The organism is Micromonospora parastrephiae (assembly GCF_016802865.1).
Taxonomy (GTDB): domain Bacteria; phylum Actinomycetota; class Actinomycetes; order Mycobacteriales; family Micromonosporaceae; genus Micromonospora; species Micromonospora parastrephiae.
Window position 1 is genome coordinate 1 of the sequence record NZ_JAEVHM010000335.1, and the last position, 3,364, is coordinate 3,364.

The 3,364-nt window shown below is 76.3% G+C and carries 1 protein-coding gene and 2 pseudogenes; 1 reads left to right on the forward strand and 2 read right to left on the reverse strand.

Annotation, left to right across the window (positions count from 1 at the left end; all coding sequences use genetic code 11):
- Window positions 1-264 (forward strand): annotated as a pseudogene (locus tag JNW91_RS30500) (cupin); the annotation flags it as partial.
- 71 nt (window positions 265-335) lie between these two features.
- Here the strand turns inward: JNW91_RS30500 and JNW91_RS30505 are convergent.
- Together JNW91_RS30505 and JNW91_RS30510 are read right to left on the reverse strand one after the other, a co-directional pair.
- Window positions 336-1,003, reverse strand: a pseudogene (locus tag JNW91_RS30505) (hypothetical protein).
- Window positions 1,000-3,364, reverse strand: a 2,365-nt coding sequence (locus JNW91_RS30510; RefSeq protein ID WP_238425988.1) for an FtsK/SpoIIIE domain-containing protein, incomplete at its 5' end; no start/stop codon positions are given. The pseudogene JNW91_RS30505 and the gene JNW91_RS30510, both read right to left, overlap by 4 nt.

A 3,364-nucleotide genomic window follows, 5' to 3' on the forward strand; every position in this document is an offset into this window, starting at 1 on the left:
GCGCTCGACGCGCTGGACGCCGACTCCCGGCTCGCCCTGCGTCCGGGCCTGCGCTGGCAGCTCGTGCCGCACGGGCCGGACACGGTGGCGCTGCGGCTGTTCGACCGCACCATCACCCTGCCGGCCGACTGCGAGCCGGCGGCCCGCGCCCTGCTCACCGGCACGGTCACCCGCGTCGGCGACCTGCCCGGCCTGCCCGACGACGCCGACCGGGTCACCCTGGCCCGCCGCCTGCTGCGCGAGGCCGTCCTGGTCCCGGCCTGACAACGACCGGAAACGCCGTACCCCTGCGGTGCGGCGTGCCGGTCCGCAGGGGTGCCGCCCGTCGCGCCGGGTCAACGGCCGAGGATCAGCAGCAGCGCCGTGGCGAGCACCCCCGCGCCGAGCACCACGGTGATCGGCCGCGGCCCGAGCACCGCGTGCCGGCGATCGGCCAGCACCCGCGCCGGCACCAGACCGATCAGTGGCCCGAGCAGGGTCACCACCAGCGCCAGCACCGGCATCCCGACCGCCAGGTCGCCGCCGTACCCGACGCCGAGCGCCCGCGCGCCGGTGCCCAGCGCGTACGCCAGGACGGCGCCGGCGACACCGCAGAGCGCGAGCAGCGGGTTCACCGAACCGGGCAGTTCACCCGGCTGGCCGGCCCGGTCGAGCAGGTCCCGGGCGCGGCCGAGCAGCAGCGCCGGGTCGGCGGTCGTGCCGCCGTTGGCCGGCGTGGGCGGGCCGCCGACGCGGCGGACGCCGCCCCGAGTCGCGTCCGCACCTGCTGCCACAGGTGCGCGACCTCCGCGTCGACGCGTTCCTGCTGCTCCCGTGCGGCGACCAGCTCCTCCTCGGCGGCGCGCACCTGGTCCACGGCGTCGGCGACGGCCTGTTCGGCCGCCGCGCACTGCCGCTCGTACCAGGTGTGCGCCTCGGCGCGCTGGTCGCGTACCCGGGCGGTCAGCTCGGCCAGTCGCCGCAGCTGGGCCGTGTACGTCTCACTGGTGACCGGTTGATTCATCGCGACGGTCCATACGGGATGATCACCTGTCCGGTGCGGTGCACCGCCCGGTCGAAGAAGAGCCCCCGCCACGGTCGGGGGTACCAGTCCGGGCCGCCGGTGCCCGGGTAGAGCGAGGCGCCCAGCTCGCCGCCGTGCGCGTCGAGCGCCACCCAGGCGCCGATCTGGTCGGTGCGGGCGGCCGGACCGCCCAGGTCGGCGCGCATCCGGGCGACCCCTCGCCACCAGGCCAGCACGTGGGTCCGCCGTTCCGGCCCGTCGTGCAGGATCCGGCGCAGCTGCTCCAGGCCGGTACGCCGACCCGCCCGCGCCGCGAGGGTGCCGGCCGCCGCGTCGACGGCGAACAGCAGCAGGTAGTGCGCGCCGCCCGCGCCGCCGAGCCCGTCGGCCGTCTCGGCCATCAGCTCGCCGACGGTTTCCTCGTCGTACCAGGCGGCGTCGTCGGCGAGGTCCTCGTAGAGCGCGCGGGCGATGGGGTCGGCGTCGGCGTCCAGGCAGGCGATGGAGAACCGGGCGGTGCCCGGCGGGTGCTGGCGGGCCAGTGACCGGGCCGCCGCGTCCAGCACCGCGCACGCCTCGTCCACCCGGGTGCCCAGCACCGCGAGGTTGCGTCCGGGGGCGCGGGGCAGCCGCAGGGCCGCCGAGCGGGACTGTACGTCGATGATCTCGCCGAGCAGGGCGACCGGGTTGCGCGGCGCCTTCCCGTCCGCCGGGGCTTCGAGCGCGCGGTAGTCCGGGGCTTCGGCCAGCCGGGGGATCGCGTCGCCGTCGAAGAGCCGGGCCGGTGCCGCGTCGGCCGGACGCATCCGCCACAGCCGGTGCTGCAACCCGCTCCACGTCTCCCAGTCGCTGGCCGACGGGATCCGGGCGACCTCGTTGCCCTCCACCATGCCCGACTCGGCGTTGACCACCGCGTGCCAGCGGGGCAACGACTGCGCCGCGTCGTTGCGTTCGGCGAGGATCCGCAGCGCCTTGGGCAGCGCGATACGCAACGTGAACTGGGCGACCAACGCGGGACGGCCCCACAGCGCCTCGATGCCCCGGACGTCCTGCGAGGCGAGCACCAGGTGGATGCCCTGCGACCGGCCACGCCGGGCCAGGTCCTCCAGCAGGTCGGCCGCCTCCCGGGCGACCACGTCCCGGCCGGCCAGCAACATCTGGAACTCGTCGACCACGGCCACGATCCGCGGCCAGTGCCCGGTCGGGTCGACCGCGCGCAGCTCGGCCAGCTTGGTCACCTCGTGCTTCTTGGCCGCGTCGGCGCGGCGACGCAGCTCCTCGGTGAGGAAGCGCAGCAGCGCGAGCCCGAACTCCCGGTCGGTGTTGACGTTGATCCCGACCAGGCGCATGTGCGGCAGCCAGCTCGGGTCGCGCCGGCCCTGAGCGAACCGGGCGAAGGACACCCCCTCCTTGAAGTCCAGCAGGTAGAACTCCAGCTCGGAGGGGGAGTAGCGGGCCGCCAACGCCCCGATCCAGGCGAAGATCAGATTGGTCTTTCCGGTGCCGGACGGCCCGCCGATCAGCGCGTGCGGTGGGTAGTCGCCCAGGGTCAGACGCACCGGCCGGCCCTGCGGCCCCTCGCCGATCGGGGCGGTCAGCCCGCCGGCCGAGTTCTCCCGCCACATCTGCTCCGGCGGCGGCAGCAGGTCGGCGAACGGGGTCGGCGGCGGGCCGGCGTTCACCCGGGCCGCGATCTCCCGGCAGGTCTCGGTGACCAGCGTCGCCGGTGGCGGTGGGTCCAGCCGGACCGGCAGCCCGGCCGGCCCGCCGATCAGGGCGCCGGACGCCCCGGCCACCACCCGGGTCACCGTCGGGTCGTCGGGCAGGGGGATGCCCCGGACCACCAGGTGCACCCCGCAGGCGGCGCCGGCCCGCACCACCCGTTCGAGCTGGCCGCGTTCGTGCCGGTTCAGCTCGTCACCGCCGAGCAGCACCGCCACCCGCCACGGCTCGGGACGGCGGCCGGTCGCCGAGGCCAACTCCCGCAACGAGCCGTGTTCGCCGGCCAGCACCGTCTCGTTGATCCGGCGGATCTGCTCCACCAGGTCGTCGAGCAGCGCGCCGAGGCCACCCGGGCCGACGAAGGTGAGCAGCCCCGCGGTGCCCAGCGGAGCGAACCCGGCCAGACCGCCACCGAGGTGCTCCGGGTCGTACCCGATCAGTCGGACCGCCCCGGGCTCGGCGCGGCCGGCGGCGCGCAGCAGCAACGCGGACACCACCGCGTCGCAGCCGGCGCGGTCGTCGCCGGAGAGGTGCACGTGCCCGGCGTCGAGCAGCGGCACCAGCGCCGGCACCGGGTCGACGTCGTCGATGCGGACCGTGCCGATCCGCAACGCTCCCGGCGGCTCGGCCCGCCGGGTG